Annotated in this window: 21 protein-coding genes; 5 read left to right on the top strand and 16 right to left on the bottom strand. The window is 64.9% G+C overall.

The window, feature by feature from the left end:
* The first annotated feature begins 32 nt into the window (after positions 1-32).
* Positions 33-1,604, top strand: coding sequence for an AMP-binding protein (locus BRAGE_RS0101355; protein WP_027560824.1), 1,572 nt, complete (start codon positions 33-35; stop codon positions 1,602-1,604).
* 145 nt (positions 1,605-1,749) lie between these two features.
* Here the strand turns inward: BRAGE_RS0101355 and BRAGE_RS0101350 are convergent, their stop codons facing one another.
* The 9 genes from BRAGE_RS0101350 to fliD form a co-directional block, all read right to left on the bottom strand.
* Entirely contained in the window at positions 1,750-2,661 is a 912-nt protein-coding gene (locus BRAGE_RS0101350) for a flagellin (protein WP_027560825.1), read from the bottom strand.
* Positions 2,662-2,673: 12 nt separating this feature from the next.
* Positions 2,674-4,449, bottom strand: a complete 1,776-nt coding sequence (gene flgK / locus BRAGE_RS0101345) for a flagellar hook-associated protein FlgK (protein WP_027560826.1) — start codon at positions 4,447-4,449, stop codon at positions 2,674-2,676.
* 18 nt (positions 4,450-4,467) lie between these two features.
* Positions 4,468-4,926 carry a hypothetical protein gene (locus BRAGE_RS0101340; RefSeq protein WP_035729275.1) on the bottom strand — a complete coding sequence of 153 codons (459 nt, stop codon included), beginning with the start codon at positions 4,924-4,926 and terminating at the stop codon, positions 4,468-4,470.
* Positions 4,927-4,941: 15 nt separating this feature from the next.
* Positions 4,942-5,202, bottom strand: coding sequence for a hypothetical protein (locus BRAGE_RS0101335; RefSeq protein ID WP_027560828.1), 261 nt, complete (start codon positions 5,200-5,202; stop codon positions 4,942-4,944).
* Positions 5,203-5,205: 3 nt separating this feature from the next.
* Positions 5,206-6,471 carry a flagellar hook protein FlgE gene (gene flgE / locus BRAGE_RS0101330; protein WP_027560829.1) on the bottom strand — a complete coding sequence of 422 codons (1,266 nt, stop codon included), beginning with the start codon at positions 6,469-6,471 and terminating at the stop codon, positions 5,206-5,208.
* A 31-nt stretch (positions 6,472-6,502) separates the two neighbouring features.
* Positions 6,503-7,168: a flagellar hook assembly protein FlgD gene (locus BRAGE_RS0101325; protein WP_027560830.1), complete on the bottom strand. Its 666-nt coding sequence runs from the start codon at positions 7,166-7,168 to the stop codon at positions 6,503-6,505.
* A gap of 421 nt (positions 7,169-7,589) precedes the next feature.
* Positions 7,590-7,862 carry a hypothetical protein gene (locus tag BRAGE_RS0101315; protein WP_027560831.1) on the bottom strand — a complete coding sequence of 91 codons (273 nt, stop codon included), beginning with the start codon at positions 7,860-7,862 and terminating at the stop codon, positions 7,590-7,592.
* A 170-nt stretch (positions 7,863-8,032) separates the two neighbouring features.
* Entirely contained in the window at positions 8,033-8,461 is a 429-nt protein-coding gene (gene fliS / locus BRAGE_RS0101310) for a flagellar export chaperone FliS (RefSeq protein ID WP_027560832.1), read from the bottom strand.
* Positions 8,461-10,095, bottom strand: a complete 1,635-nt coding sequence (fliD, locus tag BRAGE_RS0101305; RefSeq protein ID WP_231164108.1) for a flagellar filament capping protein FliD — start codon at positions 10,093-10,095, stop codon at positions 8,461-8,463. Before fliD ends, fliS begins: the two co-directional genes overlap by 1 nt.
* Here fliD and BRAGE_RS56595 point away from each other — a divergent pair.
* Positions 10,016-10,222, top strand: coding sequence for a hypothetical protein (locus tag BRAGE_RS56595; RefSeq protein ID WP_231164439.1), 207 nt, complete (start codon positions 10,016-10,018; stop codon positions 10,220-10,222). The two genes, fliD and BRAGE_RS56595, sit on opposite strands and share 80 nt — an antisense overlap.
* A gap of 21 nt (positions 10,223-10,243) precedes the next feature.
* On the opposite strand, the gene BRAGE_RS0101300 is transcribed toward BRAGE_RS56595, so the two are convergent.
* The 3 genes from BRAGE_RS0101300 to BRAGE_RS54165 all read right to left on the bottom strand — a co-directional run bounded on the left by BRAGE_RS0101300 (position 10,244) and on the right by BRAGE_RS54165 (position 12,360).
* Complete coding sequence (locus BRAGE_RS0101300; protein WP_027560834.1) at positions 10,244-11,068, bottom strand: flagellin; 825 nt, start codon at positions 11,066-11,068, stop codon at positions 10,244-10,246.
* Between the two features lie 141 nt (positions 11,069-11,209).
* Complete coding sequence (locus BRAGE_RS0101295) at positions 11,210-11,908, bottom strand: RNA polymerase sigma factor (RefSeq protein ID WP_027560835.1); 699 nt, start codon at positions 11,906-11,908, stop codon at positions 11,210-11,212.
* Between the two features lie 188 nt (positions 11,909-12,096).
* Positions 12,097-12,360 (bottom strand): hypothetical protein, encoded by a 264-nt coding sequence (locus BRAGE_RS54165; RefSeq protein WP_156950829.1) that lies wholly within the window; start codon positions 12,358-12,360, stop codon positions 12,097-12,099.
* Positions 12,361-12,421: 61 nt separating this feature from the next.
* Between BRAGE_RS54165 and BRAGE_RS0101285 the strand changes: the two genes are divergently transcribed.
* The 3 genes from BRAGE_RS0101285 to BRAGE_RS0101275 are packed head-to-tail and all read left to right on the top strand — an operon-like array spanning position 12,422 to position 16,767.
* Positions 12,422-14,845: a hypothetical protein gene (locus BRAGE_RS0101285; RefSeq protein WP_027560836.1), complete on the top strand. Its 2,424-nt coding sequence runs from the start codon at positions 12,422-12,424 to the stop codon at positions 14,843-14,845.
* 52 nt (positions 14,846-14,897) lie between these two features.
* Entirely contained in the window at positions 14,898-16,217 is a 1,320-nt protein-coding gene (locus BRAGE_RS0101280) for a hypothetical protein (RefSeq protein WP_027560837.1), read from the top strand.
* A 13-nt stretch (positions 16,218-16,230) separates the two neighbouring features.
* The gene (locus tag BRAGE_RS0101275) at positions 16,231-16,767 is read left to right on the top strand and encodes a hypothetical protein (protein WP_027560838.1); all 537 of its coding nucleotides are present in this window, start codon (positions 16,231-16,233) and stop codon (positions 16,765-16,767) included.
* 1 nt (position 16,768) lies between these two features.
* On the opposite strand, the gene BRAGE_RS0101270 is transcribed toward BRAGE_RS0101275, so the two are convergent.
* Genes BRAGE_RS0101270 through BRAGE_RS0101255 form a run of 4 tightly spaced genes read right to left on the bottom strand, consistent with a single transcriptional unit; the run spans position 16,769 to position 22,091 of the window.
* Positions 16,769-18,013 carry an acetyl-CoA hydrolase/transferase family protein gene (locus tag BRAGE_RS0101270; RefSeq protein WP_027560839.1) on the bottom strand — a complete coding sequence of 415 codons (1,245 nt, stop codon included), beginning with the start codon at positions 18,011-18,013 and terminating at the stop codon, positions 16,769-16,771.
* 7 nt (positions 18,014-18,020) lie between these two features.
* Positions 18,021-19,574, bottom strand: a complete 1,554-nt coding sequence (locus tag BRAGE_RS0101265; RefSeq protein ID WP_027560840.1) for an AMP-binding protein — start codon at positions 19,572-19,574, stop codon at positions 18,021-18,023.
* 22 nt (positions 19,575-19,596) lie between these two features.
* Positions 19,597-20,763, bottom strand: a complete 1,167-nt coding sequence (locus tag BRAGE_RS0101260) for an acyl-CoA dehydrogenase family protein (protein WP_027560841.1) — start codon at positions 20,761-20,763, stop codon at positions 19,597-19,599.
* 38 nt (positions 20,764-20,801) lie between these two features.
* The gene (locus BRAGE_RS0101255) at positions 20,802-22,091 is read right to left on the bottom strand and encodes a TRAP transporter large permease (RefSeq protein WP_027560842.1); all 1,290 of its coding nucleotides are present in this window, start codon (positions 22,089-22,091) and stop codon (positions 20,802-20,804) included.
* Positions 22,092-22,094: the final 3 nt, after the last annotated feature.

The raw sequence follows: 22,094 nt of genomic DNA, 5'->3' as shown, positions 1-22,094 counted from the left end.
CAGCCGCGCGCTGCCGGGTTACTCCGGTTGCCATGAGCGCCAACGATTTTTCGCTGCGATCGCTGATCCGCCCTGAGGCTGCCGAGCCCGCCTTCGTGTTCGACGGCACACCGGTCTCGCACGCGGAATTCTCTGCGAGGGTGGAGCAGGCCGCCGCCTGGCTTGCCGCGCAAGGCATCGGCAAAGGCGATGTCGTTGCGGTCTGGCTGGTCAACCGGGTCGAATGGATCGCGCTGCTGTTCGCGGCCGCCCGCCTCGGCGCAATCGTCGCCGCCGTCAATACGCGCTACCGCAGCGCGGAGGTCGCGCATCTGCTCAAGGTCTCCGGCGCGAAGCTGATGGTGGTCGAGGCCGCGTTCCGCTCGATCGATTTCGCCGCCATCCTTGCCGACATTGCCAAGGACGATGTCCCCGCGCTGCAACAGCTTGCCGTGGTCGGCGCAGACAGGATTCCCGCGCAGTGGCCGTGCGTGCCCTTCGATGCCTTCGACACCGTCCATCCGCCCACCCCGCCGGCTCAAGACGACGTCGATCTGCCGGTCCTGCTCTACACCACATCGGGCACGACCAAGGGACCAAAGCTCGTTGCGCATTCGCAGCGGACACTAACGAGCCACGCCGTCTCCGTTGCCAATGCGCTCCAGCTTTCGCCGCAGCGTCATTCGCTGCTGGCCATGCTGCCGTTCTGCGGCACGTTTGGCATGACGAGCCTGCTCGGCTTCATCGCCGCGGGCGCGACCATCCATGTGCTCGATGCCTTCGAAGCGGCACCGGCGCTGAAGATTCTCAGCGAGCACCGGATCACGCACTCGTTCGGGTCCGACGAAATGTTCCGCCGCATCCTCGCGCTGACCGATGCGCCGCAGCCGTTCCCGCATCTCGAAATCTGCGGCTTCGCCGCGTTCCAGCCCGGCTGGCGCGAGCTGGCCGCGGAGGCCGAGGCGCGCGGCATGAAGCTGTTCGGCCTCTACGGCTCGAGCGAGGTGCAGGCGCTGTTCTCGATCGCCCGCGTCAGCGACGCCTTCGCCGACCGCATCGAAGGCGGCGGCTGGCCGATGTCGCCTGCCGCAAAAGTGCGCGTCCGCGACACCGAGACCGGCGAGCTTGCCGCCCACGGCGTCTCCGGCGAGATCGAGATCAGCGCGCCCTCGCGCTTCCTCGGCTATTTCAACAATCCCGAGGCTACGGGCGATGCGATCACCACCGACGGCTTCTTCCGCACCGGCGATATCGGCCGGCTGCGCGGCGATGGCGCCTTCGTCTACGAGACCCGCGCGGGCGACGCGATGCGGCTCGGCGGCTTTCTCGTTGCCCCCGGCGAGATCGAGGACGAGCTCAAATCCTGTCCAGGCGTGGCGGATGCCCAGGTGGTCGCGGTCGACCTGAAGGGCCAGGCGCGCTGCGTCGCCTTCGTGATTGCGGCTGCGGAGCCGCCGCAGCAGGAGGCGTTGACGGCGCGCCTGCGCGAGCGGCTCGCCGGCTACAAGGTGCCGGCGCGGATCTATCTTGTCGACGCCTTCCCGGTCACCGACAGCGCCAATGGCGTGAAGATCCAGCGTGCGCGGCTTCGTGCCATGGCGATGGAGCGGATCGCGGCCGAATAGGCCGGCGAGAAGCCTCCACACAACGCGCTGTCATGCCCCGCGTAAGCGGGGCATCCAGTATTCCAGAGACAGTGTTGATAGGACCAGGAGGCCGCGGCGTACTGGATTCCCCGCCTTCGCGGGGAATGACACTGAGTGTATTGGCCTACTTCAGATAGTTCGCAAGATTGATGCTCAGGATCTTGCCGAGTGCGGAATAGGAAGCCGTGAGCTGGGTCTGGTAAGTCGACAGTTGCGCCGTGAGTGCGGCGACGTCGACGCCGGTGAGGTCGTTCGACAGCGTCTCGGCATAGCTCTTGTAGTCGGCCTGGCGCGAGCTCGCGGTCTCGATCGAGGACGCCGAGCTCGACAGCTTGGCCTGCACAGCAGCGGTGTCGTCGAGCGCCGTGCTGGCGAGATCCAGCGCGCTGGTGATATCCGAGGACGACAGCGTGGTGCTGTTCGCCACGAATTTCAGCACGCGCATCACCTCCTCGAACGCCGAATTATCGGCCGTGACGCCGTATGACACGGTTTCGTCGGAGCCGACCCGCACCGAGGCGATCTCGTCGTCGCCATCGTAGTAGCTGGTATCGGTCGTGGTTAGCGAGCCGCTGCCGGACGAAAAGCTTGTGAGATCGACCGGCGCCGTCTCCGTCTTGCCGCCGGCAAAGACGTACTGGCCGTCATATTGCGTGTTCATCAGCGAGCCCATCTGCTCCAGCATCTGCTGGGCCGAGCTAATCACCGAATTCACCTCGGTCGAGCTTCCCGTCGATGCGGCGCTGAGCTGAGAACGCAGCTGGGTGAGGATGTCGGTCACCGAGCCGACGGCCGAATACATCACCTGCACCTTGCTGTCGGCGAGCGTCGCGGCATCGATATAGGACTGCGCGCGCGTCACCGAGACCTGGAGGTTGACGACATGCTGCGAATCCGAGCCATAGCCGCCGAAATCGGTCGAGACGACGCCCGAGGATTCCTGTATCTGCTTGCTCGCCATGACCGACTCGACGCGCATCGCGTCGGCGATCATCCTGTTCGACTGCGCGAAGGTAGCCACCCGCATCGCGACCATAGGCGTGCCCTCTTAGGTCGATTGCACGGCGGTGAGCAGCGCCGAGTACATGGAGTTGATGGCCTGGATCAGCGCCGAGGCCGCCGAATATTTGTTCTGAAGCGTGCTCAGATTGGCCGATTCCTCGTCGAGGTTGACGCCGGACTGCGACGACAGCGAGTTCGCATAGGTCGACTGCGCGGTCTCCTTGGCGGTGTAGTCGGTGGATGCCTGCGAGGCCTTGCTCGAGACGTCGGCGACGACTGCCGAGGCGTAATCGGCAAGAGAGCCAGTGCTGGCAGCAAGACCGCCGGTGGCGGAAAACGTCCGGGACGCCGTCAACGCGTCATAGAAAGCGTTGACCACCGTCGCCGAGCCCGACGACAGCACCGAGCTGCCGACCGTGAGGCTCGACGAGGAGTCCAGCGTCGCAAGCTGGAGCTCGTTGATGCCGGACAGGATCTTGCTGTTGACCGCGATATCGGACGCGCTGGTTCCGGTGACGAGGTCGTTGAGGCCGAAATACTCGGAAAATCCTTCGCTCGCACTTCCCACCGAGCTCGTCATCTCGTTGATGGCGACGCCATTGCCCGAGCCGGTTGCCGTGATCGCGAGATGGCCGTCGGCGTCGACCGATGCGGATAGGCCGGAGATGCCGTTGATGGCGCTGACGAGATCGCCGACCGTGGAATAGGACGACAGGTCGAGATCACCATAGGAGACCAGATTGCCGCTCTGGTCGGTGACGGCGATGCGTACCGTTCCGGTGGCGGAGAGCGCGGTGCTGCTGGTGACGCTGGTGGTTCCGGTCAGGCTGGTCGGCGCCGGCACGGAGGACGCGCCGTTCGAGACGCTATTCACCGCGGAGGACAGTTGCTGCGCGAGCTGATCCAGCTGCGACTGCGCGTCCGGCAGCGTGTCGTCGCGGAGCGTGATGAGCGCGCCGATGTCGCCGCCTGATATCTGCGACGTGATATCGACCCCGTTCACCGTGATCGCGCTGAAACCGCTCGATGACGAACCGGCGGTGTAGGTCGTCGACGCGGTCACGTTCGACGCCGCAGTATAGCTGATGGTGTGCGCGGACGAGTCGACCAGGGCTTGGCCGGACGTGGTGTAGATCTGGAGATCGCCGTTGGACGCCGTGAAATAGTTGATGTTCATCTTGGAGGCGAGGTCCTGCAGCGCCGTGTTGCGCTGGTCCTCCAGGTCCGCGGTCGACTGGCCGGTCGCCGCGGTCTGCTTGATCTGGGCGTTGAGGTCCGCGATCTGCTGCAGATCCGTGTTGACGTCGTCGATCGAGGAAGCGATGTCCTGGTCGGCGTCGGAACGGAGCTTCTGGATCCCGCTCGAGGTCTCCCGCAGCTGGCTTGCGACGTCGTCGAGCGCGCTGATGACGTTGGATTGCAGCGAGGCACTGCTCGGCGTGCTCGCCAGCGAGGACAGCGCCGATTCCAGCGAGGCGATGCTGTTGGCCAGCGACGTTCCGGACGACGAATCGTCGCTGCTGCTGACCGAGCCATAGAGCTTCTCGAGCGAGGTCAGATAGGTGTTGGTGGTGTCAGCCGAGCCGAGAGCGGAATCGGCGGAGACCAGCGACTTGAGCAGCAGCTTGTCGACCGTCGAGGTGATGCCCGTCACCGTGACGCCGGTGCCGACACCGTTGGTGACGCTGCTCGACTGGCTCGCGGTCTTCTTGGTGTAACCCGTCGTGTCGGCGTTCGAGATGTTCGACGACGTCACGCTGATCTGCACGGACGCTGCCGACAGCCCGCTGAAGGCGATCGATCGTGCGATATCGAGCGACATGGCGGGCCCCTCGAACCGTCAGGCGCTGCGGCTGGTGCCGCTGGAGACGGCGCGGGCGGCGGCAACGCGACCGGACGCACCATAGGGCGACACCGCCGCGATCTGCTCGCGGATCGCCTGCATGACGGCCTCGATCCGGCGGTTGCTGGCCTCGATCGCCGCGCGCAGCCGCACCAGATTCTCGTCCATTGCCATGCGCAGCTTCAGGATCCGCTCCATCAGTTGCTCGCGCAAGACACGATCCCTGACGGTCAGGCTGGTCGTCCCCGCCGCACACTCGGCAACGGTCCGCTCAAAGATCTCCGCCAGCCGGTTCTTCTCGTCGACCTGTTTCAGGCGCGAGGCCGGCAGGCCCTTGGCGAGCTCGGCGTTCTCCTCCGCGACCAGCGCGGTGAGCGTCTCGATCAGCGTGATCAGCGACTTGATCCTGATATCGCCATTCGCGGCGTTCGTCATCTTGGCTTGAGCTGCACTCATGGTCGTCGCCTTCTTCTAGTTGTGCCGTTTGCCGCGCTGGACTTGCGAGTTGCGCAGATAAGCGCCGATCGCGGTGGTCCTGACGGTCGCCTGCCGCATCTCGCCTTCGACTTCGGCGCGCCTTTCCAACAGGCCGCGACGGGTCGTCTCGATGTCGTCGATCAGCGCGAGCAATTGCTTGCGGTCGCTGCCCTTGGCGCTGGCTGCTCGAACCAACAGCCGCCGCAGTCGGCGCAACAGCGCCTCTCCCGCAGCCTTGGCTTCTTCGCCGCGCATCGCTCACCTCATCGCCGAGATCAGGGTGTCGTACATCTTGTTGACGGTGGAGATGACCTGGGACGCGGCGGAATAGGCCTGCTGCGCCGAGATCATGCTCGAGAACTGGCTCGAGGTGTCGGTGGTCGAGGATTCCAGCTCGCTGCCGTAGATGGTGCCCGCACCGTTCTCGCCGGAGGCCTGCAATGCGGCGTTGCCCGATGCCACGGTCGCCGAGTAAAGACCGTCGCTCGCGGCCGCAAGTCCGTTGGGATCGGCAAATGTCGCTACGGCGATCTTGTAGATCGCGATCGTTTCGCCGTTGGAATAGGTGGCGTCGACCACGCCGTTCTTGCCGATCGAGATACTGGACAACTTGCCGTAGGACAGGCCGTCGGAGTCGATGCTGGTGACGTTGACGGAGGGCGTGGTCTCGCCCGAGGCATATTGCGTCAGGCCGTCGGTGCCTCCGGCGGTGCCGAGGTCCATGGTGACGGTGCTGTCGGCAGCACCATCGGTCCAGCCCGTGATCGAGACCGTCGCCGGATCGGGACTGGTGCTCGCAAGCGAGCCGTCGCTGTTGAAGGTGATGTCGATCGTGCCCGAGGCCGTGCCGGTCGCGGTCGTGGTGTCCGAGGTCGAGGTCGGATTGGCGAAGCTCGCGCTCCAGGCGTTGGTGCCGGTCTTGGTCCAGGTGATCTGCATCGTATTCGCGGCGCCCAGCGAATCGTAGACCGTCATCGAGCTGGTATAGGTGTCGCCGGTGGCGGCATCGGACGGCAGATTGGCCGCGATCGTGGTCTTGGTCGTGGCGCTGCCGCTGGTCGAGGCGACCTGGGTGTTGATGGCCTCCAGGTTGCTGGCGGACTCGCTGCCGACGACATTGCCGTCCGCATCGGTGCGCCAACCCTCGAGGTAACTGCCGTTGTTCTCGAGATAACCGGCATTGTTGATCGTGAAGGCGCCGTTGCGGGTGTAGGACGTGATGCCGCCGGTCGTGGCGCTGGTCACCACGAAGAAGCCCGAGCCCTGGATCGCGACGTCGGTGGCATTGGAGGTCGCGGCGAGCAGGCCCTGCTGGGTGATGTTGGAGCGGCCCGAGACGGTGACGCCGCCCGATGCGTAGGAGGTGGTGTTGCTCGAAGCCGTCACGAGTGCGTCGAACATCGCCGACGTCGTCTTGTAGCCGGTCGTATCGGAGTTGGCGATGTTGTCGCTGATCATCGACAGGGACTGGCTCTGGGCGCTGAGCGCCGAGATCGCCGAGGACAATGCACCGGTGAGACTCATGGTGAAACTCCGAGAAAATCAGAACGTGAGATCAGGACGTGACGCCGAGGATGTTGGCGGCGCTGATCGCGACACCGCTCACCGTGAGCGAGGGCGTGGAAGTCGAGGTGTCGATGCCGGTCACCGTTCCGCTGACGGTCGTGTAGTTGAGGACCGAGGTGCCAGCGGAGTTCGTCGCGGTCACCGAGATGGTGTACTGGCCGCCGTCCGCGAGCTGATTGCCGCTGGAGTCCTTGCCGTCCCAGGTGAAGCTGTTGGAGCCGGAATTGCCCGTGCCGGTGCCGGTGTAGACGACATTGCCGGAGGAGTCCGAGATGCTGATCGAGACGTTGGAGGCGGCCGAGGACAGCGAGTAGCCGTAGGTCGCCGAGCCGTTGCTCAAGGTCGACGTGTCGCCCTTCGCCTCGACGGTGTGGCCGATATAGTTCACCGAGTTGAGCGTCACGAGGCTCGAGAACGAGCTCGCCAGCGACGACATGTTGGAGTTGATCGACTGCTGCTGGGTGAAATTCGCATAGGAGGTGAGCTGATTGATGAAGTCCGTGGTCGACGTCGCGTTCAACGGATCCTGGTTCTGAAGCTCGCTGACGAGCAGGCTGAGGAAATCGCTCGAGGTGAGTGACGAACTCGACGACGTGCTCGATGACGACGACGTCGTGGTCGCGGTCGTTGCTGAACTCGTGGCGGAAACGGTCATCAGAAAACTCCACTTTCTCGCGCCGCCGGCGATCAGGTGTCGCTTGGCTGCGCTTGAAATCTGTGTGCTGATGAAACGCGTGGGCGCGCGGTTTCAGGCGAGGATTCGCGCGCGCGAAAAGCCGCTTTCGACACGGCAAAATCTGCCGCGTGCGAGGGAAGTCAGTTTGATGTGTTGTAGCGATCGAGCCGCACGTTCTCGCCTCGGTCAGAGCAAAGCAACCGGATCTGAGCTGCGTGTTGGAGACGTTGACCTTCCACAAGCGTCATGGCCGGGCTTGACCCGGCCATCCACGACTTGCCGCACGGCACGAAGAACGTGGATGCCCGGGACAAGCCCGGGCATGACGACCTCTCGTGATCAGTAAGCTATTTGCTGCCGCAACCGCGAAGTTGTCAAAAGAGAATTCAGCGGAAGCCGTTCAGCTCTCCGCCGTCTCGCCTTCCTTGCGCGGCTCGGCGGGGTCGCTCTTCATTTTTGCAGCAGCGGCGACGATGCGGTCGGCGAGGCCCTTGGGCGCGCGGACCGGGGGCGCAGCGAGCGCCTGGCGCAAGGTGCGCGCCTCTTCGAGCAGGGCTTGCGCGGCGGACGATCGCGCCAGCAGCTCCTGGGCGGGCAGGCGTCGATCATCCGGCCAGAGCGCGAGATCCTCGCCCAGCCGATCGATCAGTTCCTCAAACTCGGTGACGTCCATCGCCCGCCGATCCCGCCTCGGTCAGGCCCGTCATAAAGCATTGTAGGCGCGGCGGAAACCGGATTTCAGCGGTCTTCCGCGCCAAAACGCCCGCGGCGCTACGGAAAGCGGCCAAAACGGCGGTCGTGTCGATCGCGGGGACGCATGCGGGATCGGCGAGCCGGGCCTCGTCAGCCCTTGTGGGCCGAATCGGCCGGCGCGGCCTTGCCGCCCCGCACCGTCGCGTCGACGTGCTCCCAGGCCTCCTTCAGCTCGGTCAGCCCAGCGATGATGCGCCGAAAGCTCTCGCGCGCATGCGGCCGGCCGAACGCCTTGAGGCTCGCCAGGATCATTGCATTGTAGGTCTGGAACAGCCGTTCCGCCACGGCGCCGCCCCTGGTGAAATCCAGATTGTGGCTGAGCCCGCGCAAAATCGCGGTCGCCTTCATCAGATACTCATGCCCCTCCTCGAAGCGACGCGCTTCCTGCGCGGCCAGCGACTTCTGGAGGAAGGTAACGGCGCCACCGAGCAGCATCGAGATCGCCTTGAGCGGCGGCACGCTGGTCGCGGCTCCCCGATAGGCCTGGTTGGCCATGTACGCCATCGGATTATGCATCATCAATCACTCGAGCTGGAGTTGAGCAGGGCCTTGAGATAGTTGAGCGTGTTGTTCGCGCTCTCGATCGCGGCCTGATAGCTTGCATATTGGGTCTGGAGCTGCGTCTGGTAGGCGGACGCCGCGCTCTCGATGTCGTCCACCTTCTGCTGGAGCTCGTTGTCGCGATCCGTCAGGTTGGTGATCATTGTCTGCAATGCGCCCGAGCTCGACGAGTAGTTCTTGGAGATCTGATAGAGCTGGGTGGCGATGCCCGAGGTCGAGGTTACCGTGATCGACTGCGAGGTCGATCCCGAATAGGTGAAGGCCATGCCGGCATAAGCCGTTCCGGCCGCGCCGATGATCGTCGTGCCGCTGACCGTGAACAGCGAGGAATCGCCGCCGACCGATGCCGAGGACAGATTGCCGTCGGCATCAACCGTGACGTCGAGCGTGAAGGATTGCGGCGAGGTTCCGGTGTTGACGACGGTGAGCTGGCTCGACGACGTCTTGGTCTGCGCCGACAATAGCGTCGTGACGCCGCTCAAGTTCGTGCTGAGGATCTCCGACAGCGTCGAGGTGTCGAGCTCGAGCTCGTTCTTCTCGTTGAAGGACAGGCCGACATCGGCCATGGTGAGGCCGCCCACCGTGCTGTTGAGGGCGTTCTGGAGCGCATCCATGATGTCGCGCATGGTGCCGTCGCCGAACAGCACCGCGCTCGAATCCGCAGTGCCGTCCGAGCTGGTCGCCTGTTGCGCGATCACCGCATCGCGAAAGGTGTTGTAATTGGTGACGAAGGTCTCGACCGCGGACTCGATCTGGCTGGTGTCAGGCTCGATGCTGATGTTCACCGTGGCACCATCAGGCGTAGCCTGGAGCAGGTTGAACGTCACGCCGGTGAGCACGTCGGTGATGTCGTTGGTGTCGCGGGTCATCGAGATCCCGTCGAGCGTGAATTCGGCCGCCTGCGAGGTCTGGAGCACGTCGGCGAAGGCGCCCGTGCTGTCGGTGACACCCAGTTTGTTCAGAATGTCGTCGCCCGACGTGCTGGAATAGGTGATGTCGGCGGCATCCTCGGTGCCCGTCAGCACCATCTCATACGACCCGCTCGAGACCTGGACGATCGACGCCTGGACGTTGGTGGTGGAGGTCTGCGCGTTGATGCTGTCGACGATGTCCTGAAGCGACATCGTGCTGTCGACGGTGATGTCGGCTGTCGTCCCGCCCTCGAGCCCGATCGAGAACGTGCCGGAATAGCCGAGCTCGTCCGTCTGGCTCGACTGCGAGGTGCCGACCACCTTCTGCGCAGTCGCGACCTGGCTGATCGTCAATGTATGGTCGCCGGTTGCCGCGCCATTGCTGACCGACATGGACAGCGCGGATGACGCGCTCACGTCGCCGGTGGAGCTCAGCGTGGCCGCGCGGGTGGCGAAGACGTTGGTGGCCAGTGAGTTGACGACGGCGGTCGCGAGCGAGGACAGTCCGCTCGACAGCGTCGAGAGATCGGTCTGAAGCGTCTGATAGGCCGAGATCTTGGCTTCGTTGTTGGTGATCGTCGTCGAGATCGTGGTCGCCTGGGTGAGCTTGGCATTCACCGCCGCGGTGATCAGCGCGCTCCAGTCGATGCTGGTCGATGTGCTGGTGCCGGTCGTGGTCACCGAGGACGCGCTCGACGTGCTCGAGCTCGTGGTCGACGTGCTGCTGGTGCTCGAACTGACGCTGGTCACTTTGCTGGCCGCTCCATCCCAGGGAGAACCGGGCCGGCATCAAGCCGGCCCGGCATGACGGTCGTTTGCGCCTCACGCCTCAGCCGAGGAGCTTGAGCAGGTACTGCGGCATCTGGTTCGCCGCGGATTCGGCCGACACCGCAGCCTGGGTCTTCACCTCGGCGGACGACAGCTTGGCCTGCTCGGCCGCGATGTCGACGTCCTTGATGGCCGAATTGGCGGCCTGCAGGTTCTGGGTCTGGGTCGAGATCGAGTCGGACGAGAAGTTGAAGCGCGATTCCTGCGCACCGATGCTGGCGCGGGCGGCGGAGACCGTGTCGATCGCAGTATCGAGCGCGGTCAGCGCCGAGGTCGCGTCCGACAGCGAGCTGACGTCGAGCGAGGAGACGCCGAGCGAGGACGCGGTCAGGCTCGTCAGGGTGATGGTGATGGTGTCGGAGCCGGACGAGCCGACCAGCACGGAGACGCCCGAGGAGAACACGCTCGTGCCATCCAGGAGACTCTGGCTGGAATAACGCGTGCCGCTCGCGATCGAATCGATTTCGCTGGTGAGCTGCGTGAATTCCGAGTTGATGTAGGCGCGGCTCGAATCGGTCGTGGTGCCCGACGCGGACTCCGAGGCCAGCGACTTCATGCGCGCCAGGATGTCGGAGATGTTGGAGGCGCCGCCGTCGGCGGTCTGGAGGATCGCGGTCGCCTGCGAGGCGTTGGTCGCAGCCTGCTGCAGCGTGGTGACGTCCGAAGAGATGCGGGTGGAAATCGCAAGGCCGGCGGCGTCGTCGGAGGCCGACGTGATACGCGAACCGCTCGACAGCTTCGAGAGCGAGCTGCTCTCCTGTGCGGAGTTGATGTTGAGGTAGCGGACCGCGGAGTTCGCGGCGGTGTTGGTGTTGATTGCAGGCATTGCAAGCTCCTGTGCTGATGGGCATGGCGTGCCGCATCGTTGAAGACGATTGACGACGCAGACCGCAGCCCCGTCCGTTCGCTCAAACGGCGGAGCGCAAAGAGATCAGGCGCGAAAATTTTCGCGGGGCCAATTTTATGGTTAGCAGTCGGTAAACGCGGTGCGGATGTCGCGCTCGTGCTTGCGCAGCAATTGGCGCAGCTGCTGGCGGCCGCGCTTGAGCAGCGACTCGACTGCGGCCACCGTGGTGTCCATCACCTGCGCGATCTCGCCGTTGCTCATGTTCTCGTGGTACGAGAAGATGACGGCGAGGCGCTGCTGCTCGGGCAGGCGCTGCATCGCGACTTCCAGCATGTCGTTCAGCTCGTTGCGCTCGATGATCTCGACGGCGCCCGGCTGGCCGTCGGCGACTTCGGGCACGGTCTCGACATTCTCGTTGCGCGGCTTGCGGCGCAGGTCGATGCAGCGATTGGAGATGACGCGGTAGAGCCAGGTCGAGAATTTGGCGCGGCCGTGCTGCCAGCGGCCGCGATGGCTCCAGATCTTGAGCATGGTGTCCTGCACCACGTCTTCGGCATCGGCCGCATTGCCGACGATGCGCAGCGCGATCGCATAGGCACGGTCGATGTGACGCTCGACCAGCATGCGAAACGCCGCTTCGTCGTCGGCAGCGAGCCTGTCGAGGAGTTCGCTGTCTTCATCGAAGACGATCTCGGCGGTCACGGGCGCGCTGTCGGGTGCGAGCGGCACCGACGGCATCACCGGCACGATCGCATCGGCCGGCACCGTCGCCGTGATCTCGGCCTCGGCGGGAGCCCAGACATCAGCAGCGTAACTCATCCCGCAACCTCCAACCCGCAATGCCGGCGGCGCACATGCCACACGGCTTCCAGGCGTTGAACGCGGCGACAAAACAATCCAGGCGGAGAATTTTTGTTATTTTTCAAGATGTTAGTCGGTCGTTTTTGCCGAGTATCGGGCAATAATTGCCGAGCGCGCGATCACCTCGCGCGTCACACCTGCAATCATCACATCGTCTCGCGCCATGGCGGATCATCCATCCTGAACAGATGCAGTGGAGAGAAAACGCTGACATTACGCGGCACTAGGTGATCGAACGCGGCATGCGCGAAGCGCGTGAAGCAGCGATTGTTTCCGAGTGTGAATGAACGCGAGACGACTTCCGCACCCGGCAATTTTTTCCGAATCACCTTTTTCGAACCTAGCGATTTTTTTGAATCTGTCAGTTGCGACGAGCGCGATTTTGAATCGCGCGTGAACTTTTTTCGCATCGAGAGCGCCTGAATCCCCACATGCGCGCGTTAATCGTCCTGGTGGACGGGGATTTTCGGCATGACGATCGCAACGGCCGGTGCGGAGCGCCGCGCGAAAATTGTTTCTGCTTGGTCGTTCGATGTTTTCGATACATTTCTATTGCGCGCCTGCGCGACGCCGGATGGCGTATTTGAAAGGACTTACGAGCTATCCGGCATTTCAAGAATTTGTCCGAATGTTTCCGCGAGTTTCGTTCAGCACCGAATCCAGGCCGAATCGCGCGCACGCAGAACTGCGAGGGAGAAGCGCGGCAGCGGCGAAGTCCATATCGGCGAGATCTATTCCTTCTTTCCGTTCAGGCTGTTCGGTCTCGCGCGCAGCGATCTGAACGACCTCGTCGAATCGGAGTTCGCCGCCGAGCTCGAGCTCTGCCGCGCCAATCCGGACATGCTTCGGCAATATCTGGACATGAAGCGCGCCGGACACTGCGTCGGATTCATCTCCGACACCTATTGGGATTCCGGTCGGCTGGCGCGCTTGCTGCGGGCCTGCCATCCCGGATTGACATGGGACTTCCTCTACGCGTCCTGCGATCATGGCAGCAGCAAGAGCGAGACGCTGTTCGCGACATATCTGTCGGAGCAAGGTGTCGACGCTGGCTCCTCCTTTCACGTCGGCGACAACGAGAAGGCCGACATCAGGGGCGCGAAGCGCCACGGCATCCGCCCCCGCTACTATCCGCAAGCGACCGCGCAACTGGCTTCCAGGTTTCAGCGCGAGGGCGCGCTGTTCGAGCTGTTATGCGCTAGCGCACCGTCGCGGCTCGATCACGGCGCGCGAACGCTGCGCCGCATGGTCGCGGCCCGCAGCGCCGAGAAATCCCCCGCTTTCCGCCTCGGATTGACCGTGCTCGGCCCGGTCATGGCGGCCTTCGACGCCTTCATCGCGAGGCGCTGCGAAGAGGTCTCCGGTCCGGGCCGCAAGGTCGCGCTCGGCTTCCTCGGCCGCGACGGCTTTCTGCCGCACCGGATCTGGCAGGAGCTGCACGACACGCGTTCGGCCTATCTCGAGATCAACCGCCGCGTCAGCCTGATCGCCTCCGCCGACACGATCCAGCCGCTGGTCAATCTCCTTAGCAAAGTCCTCAAGATCGACGCACCGACCTTCCAGGACATGATGAAGATGATGCCGCCGAAGGTCGCCCTCTTCTTCGCCGGCTTCCCCGATGGAATTGCCACAGGCGAAGCGCTGGCCGAGGCGCTGCCGGAGCTGATCGATCCGGCGGAGATCGTCGAACTCGCCGCTGGCTTGCGCGCCCGGCTGCTCGCCTATCTCCGCCATGCCATTCCCGGCTTCGACGACTGTACCGATCTCGTGCTCGCCGATCTCGGCTATTCCGGCAGCGTGCAGAAGGCGCTGCGCCGTATCTTCGACATCGAAGGCCTCGGCATCCGCGTTCACGGCGCCTATCTGATGTCGCTCGACGACGCCTTCGACGACATCGCCGAGGACGACAGCGCGGCAGGATTCATCTCCGACCTCGTGGTCACCCCTCACGTCAAGCGCATGCTGATCCGCAATGTCGCGCTGCTGGAGCAGATCTGCTGCTCGGCCGACGGTTCGGTGCGCGACTATGACGGCGACCGGGTGCTGCGCGAGATCAATCCGCGGCCCGCGAGCCAGATCGCACTGGCCGGCGAGATCCAGTCCGGCGCCCTCGCCTTCGCCGGCAGCGCCAGAAAGGTGGCGCGCGAGTTTCGTCTCAGCCCCTATGCCACGCCCGACATCGCCGCGCGCTGGTGCGCGGCGACGCTGGCGCGCCTGTTGCTGTTACCCGACGAGGACGAGCTGGCGCTGCTCGGCGGATTGAAGCACGACGTCAATCTCGGCACGCATGCGCTGGCGCCGATGCTGGACGGCGATTTCATTCGCCGGCAGATCACCGCGCGCGGCCTCTCTGCCGCCTGCACGTCGGCCGCGCCGCCGATGTGGCTGGCCGGCAGCTTTGCATTGATGTCGCCGTCTCACGCCTATCTCTATACGCTGTTTGGCGCCAACCGCCTGCCGGCCGACGTCTTTGAAGAGAGCCCCGGCGGCTCGGTTCAGGTCGGATTGTTCCGCGGCGGCGGCGAGGCGTCGCTGGAGACGGTGACCGTCCATCGCACCGGGCTCGGCGAATTGCGCATACGTATTCCGGTCTCGCGCGCGATGGGCATTGCCATGATCGCGCTGCCGCTGCCGAAATTCGCCGCCGAAGGCCTGCTGCACGGCGTGACCATCCAGACCGCCGACGACATCCGCGACGCCGCCAAGAGCCAGGACGTGATCGGCGTCGCGGCCGACAGCCTAGTCTATGCCGGGATCGAGCGGCGCGGCGATCATTATCGCGCCGAAAGCGAAGACGGCTGCCTGCTGATCCCCGTCGCCCCGATGGCCGAGGATGTCGCGATCTATTCCGTGGCGATCACTCCGCTCGGCGCCAGCCTCAAAAAGCGCGCCTGATCACACCGTCCCGACCGTTGAAGTCCAAGGGCTGGCACCAGGGGGCTTGGACTTGACGGACGGGACGCACGAAAACCTTGATCGGCTGCTGCAATCGGGCGGCATCAAGCTCGGCCGGGCCCAGCGCGATCGCCTCGACTGGCTGGTCGACCAGTACGGCGCCCCGACGCTCGACGGCGCCGGCGAGGCCAGGCGCAGCGGCGTCATCATCCTGAAGGAACCGCCGAGCGGCGCCGCGGCCGAGTTGTTCTACCGCTCGCTGACGCCCGGCTGCGCCGTCGTCATTCCCACCAGCGAAAACCCGGGTTTCGATTTCCTCAAGTCCAAGCTGACCGAGTTCGGCACCGTCGGCCCCTGCGGCGCCGAAGGCCCGCACGAGCTGTGGTGGGGCGGTATCGGCTGGTCGAAATTTCTCACCGCTGCGGATGCGTCCACGGTCCGTCCGCGGATCGTCTCCTGCTATCCACGCGGCGGCGACGCGACCGCGGCCTTCGCCTTGCGGCACTCGCTCGAGCGCTTCGACCTCGCCTGCCATATCGAGCCGATCGAGACCGAGTTCGGCGACCGGGTGCTCTGCTTCGAGAAGGCCGAGTTCATGGTGCGGATGTGGAACAAGTACCGCGAGCCGCTGCTGTTCGTCGAAGCCGGCGCCGTGCTGCGCGAGGCGCCCCTGCTGCCGTCCTTCCTCGGCTGCGACGTCGCGCTCCATAAATGGAATCGCTGGGAGATGTCGGCGCGCACGCTCTATCTCGGCCGTACCGACCGTGCCGATACGCTGCTGCGCAGCTGGCAGCAGCTCGCCGCGTCGTACCCTGCGATCTGGGAAGGCTATCTGCTCGATCAGGCCTGGAGCCTGACCTCCTCGCAGGTTCCGCTCGACACCGTATGGCTGCCGCGATCCTATCACGCGCTGAAGGGCGACCTCGGCGCGACGCGCGCCACGATCCTGCACGGCGAGCAGACCACGACGCTGGACCTCGGCCCCGATCCCGGCTTCGCCGGCATCGCCCGCGCGGCCCGCCGCGCCGGACGCACCGGTCCCCGCGACGCCTTCATGGTGATGACCTCGAAGGCCGAGACCGGCACCGGTATCGCCGTGATCCTGCGCGATGTCGCCGCCAGCGACGCCGGCGCGGTCGCCGCAACGGTGGAGGCCGTGACCTGTGCCTATGCCGCCGATTGCGGCGGCTATGGCCGCCTGGAGCTGTCGCTCTGCGCCTGGCAGGACGACGTCGGCGCCGCGCGCGAAGCCGCTGCCCTTGCGCGCTACCGCATCCTGGAGATCGCGCCGGGACAGCGCATCGCCAACGACTTCTTCGCATCCCATGCCGCCAATGAGGCGGTCATGACCGCACGCCATCTCTTTCCCTGACGGACATCACACGATGCTCAAGACCATCATCCTGCTCACCGATACCGTGCAACAGCAGCAGCCTCTCGCCAATCTGCTCCGCGAGCACAATCGCGACCTCGCCTTCTGCTCGGCGCTGCGCGCATCGGACCTCAGCGCGATCGATCCGGACGTGCTGAGCGAGGCGCGCCTGGTCTCCTTCGCCGCGGACGTCGCGGTGTCCGAAAAATTCCTGCTCCAGCTCGGCTATGGCGCCTACAAGTTCTACGCCGCGCCGACGCAATATCCGGGCCTGCCGACCGCGCACGACGAGAGCGAGGACGATCCGCGCTGCTACTCGGTGATCGCGCAGTCGATGACGATCTGGCCGGATTTCAAGAAGGTGGTTGGCCTGGAGACCGTGACGATTCCTGATGGCACCGTTCCAGCCGAGCGCGAGCGGCTGGTGTTCTCCCGCCTTGCGCATCTGTTCTGGCAAATGTCGCACATGATCGCCGGCGAAGCGACGGATCTCCCTGCCATCATCGGGTCCGGCGAGAGCGCGCGTCCGACGCTCGCGATGATGAACTGAGCTAGCGCGCAGACTTACGGAGCTGCGCCGACAGCGCATCGCGGTGCTCTGGCGCCGCGATCGCAATCATGCGGCGCGTGCGCTCGGCAAGCCCGCAGCCGCGCAGCTCCGCGATGCCCCATTCGGTGACGATGGCGTCGACATCGGCGCGCGGCGTCGTCACCGTCTCGACATTGGCGACGATGCGGCTGCTTCCGTCCGAGGCCGTCGCCGGCAGCGCGATGATCGCCCTGCCTCCGGGCGACGCATTGGCGCCGCGCACGAAATCGAGCTGCCCGCCGATTGCGCCGACCGCAACGCGGTTCAGCGTCTCGGAATTGACGCTGCCATCCAACCCGACTTGCAGCGCCGAGTTGATCGCGACCAGCCGGTTGATCCGCGCCAGCACATTCTGGCCGTGCGTATAGGATGTCGGCCGCACCGAAACCGCCTTGTTCTCGTGCACGAAGCCGTAGAGGCGCTTTGTACCAATCACCTGATTGGTGACCGTGATCCCGAGATCGATCCCCTTCTCCGCATTCGTCACCGCGCCGCGCTCGATCAGGTCGACGACCGCGTCGTTGATCAGGCCGGAATGGATGCCGATGTTGCGCGCATGCGACAGCGAGGAGAGGATCGCGTCCGGGATGCGTCCAACGCCGAACTGGAGCGTGCTGCCGTCGGCGATCAGGCTCGCGGCATGGGCGGCGATGCGCCGCGAGACATCATCCAGAGGCGGTGAAGCCAACTCAACCGGCGGGCGGCGCGCCGCTACGCGCACATGGATCGGCACGTCGGCCGGCCATTCCGCGCCAAGCGTGAAGGGCGCATCCGGATTGATCTCGGCGATGACGAGGCGCGCGCCGCGCGCGGCATCAATGACATAGTCGTTGGAGAGGCTGGCACTGAGCCGTCCCACGGACTCCGCAAGCTGCACCAGCACGACATCGGCCTTGTGGCGGCGCGCGGCGAAGTCGGCACAGAAGGCGCTGTAATTGCTCGGGATCACGTCGAGCCGCCCAGCCTTGGCAAGCCGCCGCGCATTGCCTATCACGCCATAGCTCTGGAACGACACATTCGCGCTTGCCGCGAAAAACGTTTCCGAGAATACCGGCCCGACCATCATCCGAAAGGGCGGCAGATCCGCCGCCTGCGCCATCAGCGCTTCGGTGAGGGTAGTGGGCTCGGCCGTCGCCTGCCCGCACGCGACGAGATCGTCCTCACGGATCAGGCCGGAGAAGTCGATCGGCGCGGAGAGCTCAGGCATTCCCTGCTCAGTCCATCGGGGTGAGGCGCGCGGAGGACTGGGCCAGCAGCGTGCGCAGCTCCGTCTTCACGATCTTGCCGTAGCTGTTCTTCGGTAGCTCACCGGCGAGGTAATAATGCTTCGGCCGCTTGAAGCGCGCGATCCAGGCGTTGCACATCTGATCGAGTTCGTCCCGTGTCACTGCGCTGCCTTCGGCCGGAACTACAATGGCCACGACCTCCTCGCCCCATTCCGGATGCGGTCGGCCGATCACGGAGACTTCGGCAACCGCCTCGTGCCGCAACAGCACCTCCTCGACCTCGCGCGGATAGATGTTGGTGCCGCCGGAAATGATGACGTCCTTGGAGCGGTCCTTCAGCGTGAGAAAGCCGTCGGCGTCGAAGGCGCCCATGTCGCCGGTATAGAGCCAGCCGTCGCGCAGCGTGTTCGCGGTCGCATCCGGGTTCTGCCAGTAGCCAGACATCACGGTATCGCCGCGCACGATGATCTCGCCGATCTCGTCAGGCGCGACGTCGCGCCCGGCTTCGTCCACGGTGCGAACCTGCACGACGCCTTGCGCGATGCCGACCGAAGCGAGGCGCTCCTCATGGCGCGGATGCCCGGCACCAACATGCATGGACTTCGGCAAATAGGTGATGGTCATCGGCGTCTCGCCCTGACCGTAGATCTGCGCCAGCTTCGGCCCGAACACCGCGAGTGCCGCCTTGCAATCGGCGACATACATGGGGCCACCGCCGTAGATGATGGTCTTCAGCCCTGGCGCGGTCGCACCTGCAGCTTCCGCTGCGACCGTCAGGCGCCGCACCATGGTCGGCGCGGCGAAGAAGGAGATGTTCTCGCGCTTCGCCGTCAGCCCCAGGATCTCGTCGGGCTCGAAGCGGCCGCTCTCCGGAATGATCTGCGCGCCCATGCCGAACACGTGCGGCACCATGTAGAGGCCCGAGCCGTGCGACATCGGCGCGGCATGCAGCAGCGCCTCGCCCGGGACCACCGGATTGATCTCGGCGAGATAGTTCAGCGACATCGCCAGCAGATTGCGATGGCTCAGCACCGCGCCCTTGGGCCGGCCGGTAGTTCCGCTCGTGTAGAAGATCCAGGCGGGATCGGTGATCGCAACGTCAGCAATGGCAATGCCGTCGGCCTTCTCCAGCGCGCGATGCTCCGCCGAGCCGATCTCGACGATGCGCGGCTTGGCCGCGCCGAGCGCCAGGGCTTCCGACGCGACACTCGCCATGTCCTCGGTGACGAAGACGACGGCAGCGCCCGAATTGTCGAGAATGAACGCGACCTCGCGCGGATGCAGCTTTGCGTTGATGGGAACGGCGACCAGCCCAGCGTGCCAGCAGGCATAGAGACAGGCGACATAGTCAGGCACGTTCTTCATCAAGAGCGCGACGCGATCGCCTCTGGCGAGGCTAAAGCGTTGCTGCAGCGATGCAGCCAGCGAGGCCACCGTCGTCGCGAGCCGGCCGTAGTCGGCGACCGGCGTCAGCCCTTTGAGCAACGCCGGTGCGGATGCGTCGGCCCTGGCGGCGCGCAGGAGATGGTGAGCGAGGTTCATGGCGATCCTCCAGCCCCTCAGCCTAGTACGACTTCGCCAACCCCAGCACCTTTTCCGCGATGAAGCTGAGCGCGAGCTGCGGGCTGACCGGCGCGATGCGCGGGATCAGCACCTCGCGCAAATAGCGTTCGACGTGGAATTCCTTGGCGTAACCAAAACCGCCATGAGTCATCACCGCCTGCTCGCAGGCATGATACCCGGCTTCGCCTGCGAAATATTTCGCGGCGTTCGCGCCGGCGCCGCAAGGCAAGCCCTTGTCGTATTGCCAGGCCGCCTGCATCACCATCAGCCAGGCTGCCTCCAGCTCGACCCAGTTCACCGCGAGCGGATGCTGGATGCCCTGGTTCTTGCCGATCGGACGATTGAACACCGTGCGCGTCTTGGCGTATTCGGTCGCGCGCGACAGCGCCAGCTTGCCGAGGCCGACGGCTTCCGCGGCGATCAGGATGCGCTCGGGGTTCATGCCTTCGAGGATGTACTGGAAACCCTTGCCCTCCTCGCCGATGCGGTCCTCCATCGGAATTTCAAAGTCCTCGAAGAAGAGCTCGTTGGAATCGACGATCTTGCGGCCCATCTTCTCGATCTCATGGACCTTGATCCTGCTGCGGTCGAAATCGGTATAGAACAGGCTGAGCCCGTGAGTCGGCGAACGCACATCCTCCAGCGGCGTGGTGCGTGCCAGCAGCAGGATCTTGTGCGCAACCTGCGCGGTCGAGATCCACACCTTCTGGCCGTTGACGATGTAGCGGTCGTTCTTGGCGACGGCACGCGTCTTGAGCTGGGTGGTGTTGAGGCCGGTGTTGGGCTCGGTGACGGCGAAACACGCCTTCTCGCGGCCCTCGACCATCGGCGGCAGCATGCGCTTGCGCTGCTCCTCGGTGCCGAACACGACGACGGGGTTGAGACCGAACACGTTGATATGCACCGCGGAGGCGCCGGACATGCCGGCGCCTGACTCCGCGATGGTGCGCATCATGATCGCTGCTTCGGTGATGCCGAGCCCGGAGCCGCCATATTCCTCCGGCACGCAGATGCCGAGCCAGCCGGCGTCCGCCAGCGCCTTGTGAAAATCGTGCGGGAAGCCGCCGTCGTGGTCCTTCTTCAGCCAGTAGGCATCGGGAAAGCCTTCGCAGATCTTTGCGATGGCATCGCGAATGGCTTCCTGCTGATCGGTGAGCGCGAAATCCATGTTCTTGATCTCCTTCTTGGGAGCCGCGAGCTCCGATCCTAGCGCCCCATCTGCGAGGGCAGCCAGAGGATGATGGACGGGAACGCCACCAGGATCGCGATTGCAATCAGGTGCGCGATGAAATGCGGGAAGGTGCCGTGGAACACCTCGGCCACCGGCCGCTTGGCGTAGCGGGCGACGATGAAGCAGTTCAGCCCGACCGGCGGCGTGATCATGCCGACCTCGGCGGTGACGATCTTGATGACGCCGAACCAGATCGGATCGAAGCCGAGCGTCTTGATCAGCGGCAGCACGATCGGCACGGTCAGCACCAGGATCGCGATCTGATCCATGAAGGAGCCGAGCACGATATAGCCGCACAGGATCAGCGTGATGATCACCCAGCGCGAGGTCGGCAAGCTGCCGATCCAGGCGACGAGATCCTGCGTTACATGGGTGAGCGTGAAGAAGTAGCCGAAGATCGAGGCACCGACGAGGATCATGATGATCATGCAGGTGCCGTGGCAGGCGCGCAGCAGCGTCTTGTAGAGCGAGGTCGGCGTGATCTTGCCCTTGACGATCGCGAGCAGGAAGGCGCCGAACGCACCGAAGGCCGAGGCCTCGGTCGGCGTCGCGACGCCGAGATAGATCGTGCCTGTGACGATCGAGAACAACACCACCATCGGCGAGACTTGCCACAGCAGCGCGAACTTTTCGCGCCACGGCACCGACTTCGCGGCGGGTGCGCGCGAAGGATCCTGCCAGACCAGGAAATAGATCGTGGCCATGATGGTGATGGTGACGAGGATCGCCGGGATGATGCCGCTGATCAGCAGCTTGCCGATGTTGACCTCGGCGAGCAGGCCGAAGATGACGAGCGCGACGCTGGTCGGCAGCAGCATCGACAGCGTGCCCGAGATCGCGACTACGCCGGCGGCCATCTTGGGCTCATAGCCCTGGCGGATCATTGCGGGCAGGCTGGTCGAGGACAGCGTCGCCGCCGAAGCCGTCGAGGTGCCGCAGATCGCGCCGAAACCGGCGCCGGCGAGCGCGGTCGCCATGCCGAGGCCGCCGGGGATGCGGCCGACCCAGGCTGATGCGGTCTTGAACAGATCATCCGCGACGCCCGACAGCAGCACGAGGTCCGCCATCAGGAGGAACATCGGGATGGTGATCAGCTCATAGGACGAGACGGTCGAGAGCGGTGCGGTCTGCAAGATGCCGAACAGCGTGGACCAGCCGCCGACCATGACGAGGCCGACCGAGCCGGAAAAGGCCATGGCGAAGCCGACGGGGGTGCCGAGCGCGAGCAGGCCGAACAGCAGGGCGAGAACGATGAAAGGTGTCATGGA

It is taken from the genome of Bradyrhizobium genosp. SA-4 str. CB756 (assembly GCF_000473125.1).
GTDB lineage: Bacteria > Pseudomonadota > Alphaproteobacteria > Rhizobiales > Xanthobacteraceae > Bradyrhizobium > Bradyrhizobium arachidis.
The sequence above is the reverse complement of the archived record's forward strand: the minus strand, read 5'-3'. Positions and strand labels throughout refer to the sequence as shown.